This window comes from Aeromicrobium sp., from assembly GCF_049586495.1.
GTDB lineage: Bacteria > Actinomycetota > Actinomycetes > Propionibacteriales > Nocardioidaceae > Aeromicrobium.
Genome location: NZ_JBAVCB010000224.1, coordinates 1 through 2,829, shown reverse-complemented (window position 1 = coordinate 2,829; position 2,829 = coordinate 1). Strand labels below are relative to the sequence as shown.

General features: G+C 67.8%; 3 protein-coding genes. All 3 read right to left on the bottom strand.

The genetic code is table 11. The annotated features are described in order from the left end of the window. Nucleotides 1-157: 157 nt before the first annotated feature. A complete protein-coding gene (locus WB508_RS11835) occupies nt 158-1,114 on the bottom strand; it encodes a GNAT family N-acetyltransferase (RefSeq protein ID WP_423845084.1) in 957 nt (318 codons plus the stop codon). A gap of 20 nt (nt 1,115-1,134) precedes the next feature. Further along, nucleotides 1,135-2,484, bottom strand: a complete 1,350-nt coding sequence (gene glmM / locus WB508_RS11830) for a phosphoglucosamine mutase (protein ID WP_423845083.1) — start codon at nt 2,482-2,484, stop codon at nt 1,135-1,137. Between the two features lie 7 nt (nt 2,485-2,491). Then, nucleotides 2,492-2,829, bottom strand: a 338-nt coding sequence (gene rpsI / locus WB508_RS11825; protein WP_423845082.1) for a 30S ribosomal protein S9, incomplete at its 5' end; no start/stop codon positions are given.

The window sequence follows — 2,829 nt, the reverse complement described above, 5'->3', positions numbered from 1 at the left end:
GACGAGGAAGCCGCGGTTCGTGCCGCGACGCTGTGGGACACCATCAACTGGCCGAACCTGCGCGAGAACATCGCCAGCACGACCGGCCGCGCGTCCCTGGTGCTGCGCAAGGGTTCCGATCACGACGTGAAGTGGGTACGGCTGCGCAAATTGTGAGCTACAGCCTCCGCACGTACTCACCTACCCACGCGATCTGCTCAAAGCCCAGCGCGTCGTTGACGGCAATCATGTGCTCGTTGCTGGCCGCGTTCACGGTGATGATGCGACGTCGACCGGCCAGCAGGTCGGCCGTCTGAAGCATCATGGCGACCTTCAGGGCCAGCCCGAGACGGTGGCCGCGGTGTTCGCGACGCACCAAGGTGTCCCACTGGTACACCTCATCGCTGTCGGGAAAGGCCAGCTGGGTGTGCCCGGCCAGGTGACCGCTCGGTGACCGCGCCACCACGACGTGCATCACGCGGCCCACGGTGGCGAGATCGGCTTCGTCCTGACGGACCCGAGCGGCATCCCAGTGCTCGTTCTCGATCCCGGCCTCGCCACCCGGCGCTTCCTCGGTGAGGATGCGGCGCAGGTCCGCGTACTCCGCGATCAGGTCATCGGGGCACGGACCGCGCCAGCTCTGCAGCGTGTAGCCGCCCGCGACGACCAACTGAGGCACCGTCGCAGGCAGCCGGAGCTCGCGCGTCGCATCGACCAGGTCGAGCTCGAATCCGCGCGCCGCGGCGAACTCTCGCCCGGCGCTGGTCCCCTCGTCGATCCCCCAGGACGGCGCGATGAACCCGATGGTGCGGCCGGCATCACGCGCTCCAGCCAACAGGGCATCCAGGATGGCCGATCCGTGCCTAGCTCGTCGATGATTGGGATGCACGAAGACGTCGAGGAATGCGAAGGACCGGTTGTCCTGCAGCGGCATGATTGCCGTGCCGCCGCCCACGATGGTGCCGGCGTCGTCGCGCGCCACGACTGCGATGGCGTCGGTATAGGCGTCCGGGGTCAGATTGACCCGCTTCTCGACCGCCAGCCACGGACAATCGTAGACGCGGTCGTACGAGGCGAGGTAGACCTCGTGGAAGCTGGCGAAGTCGTCGTCGGTCTGAGCGGTGACTGTGCCCATGGCGAGAGTCTAGGGCTGCGTCAGAGGGCGAGGGTGGAGCGCACGACGCTGGCCAGGTGCTCGGCGATCTCCGACGCCTGCTCCGCTGTGGATGCCTCGACCATGACGCGCACGAGTGGCTCGGTGCCGCTCTGGCGCAGCAGGACCCGACCGGAGTTGCCGAGCCTGGCCGCGGCGATGGCAACCTCGTCCTGGAGCACCGGATCGGTGCCAGCGCGCGCCTTGTCGACGTCGGGCACGTTGACCAGTACCTGCGGCAGATGGGACATGACGGCGGCGAGGTCGGCGAGGGTGCGGCCGGTGGACACCATCCGACTGGCGACCTGCAACGCGGTGAGGACACCATCGCCGGTCGTGGCGTGCTCGGACATGATGACGTGGCCCGACTGCTCACCGCCGAGCGTGTACGTGCCTGTCCGCATCGCCTCGAGCACATAGCGATCACCGACCGTCGTGGCCACGACCTGGATGTTCTCGCGTTCCATGGCGTGCAAGAACCCGAGGTTGCTCATCACCGTGGCCACCACCGTGTCATCGACAAGGTGCCCCGCGTCGCGGGCCGCCACCGCCAGCACGGCGAGGATCTGATCACCGTCGACGATCTCACCAGCTGCGTCGACGGCCAAGCATCGGTCGGCGTCGCCGTCAAAGGCGAATCCAGCATCAGCGGAGTGGGCCACGACGGCGGCCTGCAGATCCTCCAGGTGGGTCGACCCGCAGTCGCGGTTGATGTTCAGACCGTCGGGCTCGGCATGGATGGGGATCACCGTGGCACCCAGCTCGGCGAACGCGGCGGGCCCCACCTCGAAGGCTGCGCCGTTGGCGCAGTCCAGCACCACGGTGAGGCCTGCGAGGCTGTCCGGCACCGTGCCGACCAGATGCTTGATGTACGCCGCAACCCCCGAATGACTGTCGCCGATACGTCCCACATCCGCACCGACGGGCCGGTCCCACGGTTCCTCGAGCCGTTGCTCGATCTGCCGCTCCAGCTCGTCGTCCAGCTTGAGACCGCCCCGCGCGAGGAACTTGATGCCGTTGTCGGGCATCGGGTTGTGGCTGGCCGAGATCATGACGCCCATGTCGGCGTCCAGCAGTGCCGTCAGATACGCGGCGCCGGGCGTGGGCACCACGCCAAGCCGGTGCACATCGACCCCAGCCGAGGCCAGGCCCGCGATGACCGCGGCCTCCAGGAACTCTCCCGAGGCGCGCGGATCCCGAGCCACCACTGCAGTGGGACGTCGATCGGCGAACGCGCCGATCTCACCCAGGATGTGGGCGGCCGCCACCGACAGGTCGACAGCCACTTCGGCTGTCAGGTCGCGGTTGGCGACCCCACGGACGCCGTCGGTGCCGAAGATTCGACCGACCACGAGTAGATCAGCGCTTGCTGTACTGCGGAGCCTTACGGGCCTTCTTGAGACCGGCCTTCTTGCGCTCCTTGATCCGCGAGTCGCGGGTCAGCAGACCGGCCTTCTTCAGGACCGGGCGGTTGACCTCCTCGTCGATGCCATTGAGCGAACGGGCCACGCCAAGACGCAGCGCTCCAGCCTGACCGGTCATGCCACCACCGGTGACACGGGCCACGACGTCGAAGCGATCTTCCAGACCGGTGGCCGCGAAGGCCTCCTTGGCGATCTGCTGGTGCAGCTTGTTGGGGAGGTACTCCTCCAACGGCTTGCCGTTGACGGTCCACACACCCGTGCCGGGCACGATGC

What these genes read in the sequence shown, in the direction of transcription:
- WB508_RS11835 (WP_423845084.1), bottom strand. Translation starts at nt 1,114, where the DNA reads ATGGGCACAGTCACCGCTCAGACCGACGACGACTTCGCCAGCTTCCAC.